The 980-nt window shown below is 67.3% G+C and carries 1 protein-coding gene and 1 pseudogene; both read left to right on the top strand.

Annotated features, from left to right (window positions below; all coding sequences use genetic code 11):
- Positions 1-762, top strand: a 762-nt coding sequence (locus tag AWB67_RS41265) for a type VI secretion system protein TssA (protein WP_087660916.1), incomplete at its 5' end; no start/stop codon positions are given.
- Between the two features lie 131 nt (positions 763-893).
- Positions 894-980, top strand: a pseudogene (locus AWB67_RS40515) (type VI secretion system contractile sheath small subunit); the annotation flags it as partial.

Raw genomic sequence — 980 nt, 5'->3', positions numbered from 1 at the left:
CTGCTGGAAGGGCTCGTCGAGATGCATTGGGACAGTGTTCATCCTCAACTCGACGAAAGCGACGGGGACGACCCGACCGCGCGCGTCAACGCACTTTCGGGGCTCGTCGACGGATGCGGCTTGCCGGGCGATCTGCGCGACGTGCCGTTCGTCGCGCCGCGCGGCCAGCGCGGCTATGCACTGCGCGACATCGAGGTGCTCGCGGGCGAGGCGCCGCCGTCGGACGGCGCCGACCTGCCGACGCTCGCAGTCATCGACGCCGCGTTCGCGCAATCGGGCGCCGCCGACGCCGAAGCGACGCGCGCGGCGTTGCGTGCATCGATCGCGTCGGCGGCACGGATCGAGGCGCTTCTGACCGAACGCGTCGGCCCGGCGCGCGCGCTCGACTTCGGGCCGCTCGCACGGATTCTCGTGCGCATCGCCGAATTCGTCGAAGCGCGCGTGGCGGCATGTGGGGGAATGGGGAGCGGGGGCAGCGCGATTGCGACCAGCACGAATGAAGAGGACGCAGTCACCGGTTCGGCGACGCATCGCGCCGCCATTCCCGGTACTGCAAGCCCGGCACGGATAGCGAGCGCTCGGGACGTAATCGACGTGCTCGACACGATCTGCGCGTATTACGCCGAGCACGAACCGTCGAGTCCGCTGCCGGTATTGCTGCAGCGCGCGCGGCGGCTGGTCGGCAAGAGTTTCATCGAAATCATCGAAGACGTGGCGCCCGACGGCGCCGGTCAATTCAGGCATCTGGGCGGCGTCGAGTAAGGCGATGCACGGAGCACCCGGGTCGATACAGCGACCCATTGATATGGGATCAGAGTGAGGCCATGGGGCCGGTGTAAGCCCAAAGCGCTAACGCCGGCCGACAGGGCCAGCTCCGGACCGACAGGAGAAACATGATGGCAAAGGAAAGCAGTCAGAAGTTCATCGCGCGCAATCGCGCGCCGCGGGTGCAGATCGAATACGACGTCGAAGTCTACGGC

Source organism: Caballeronia terrestris (assembly GCF_001544515.1).
Classification (GTDB): Bacteria; Pseudomonadota; Gammaproteobacteria; order Burkholderiales; family Burkholderiaceae; genus Caballeronia; species Caballeronia terrestris.
This window is presented reverse-complemented; position numbering and strand designations above follow the sequence as displayed.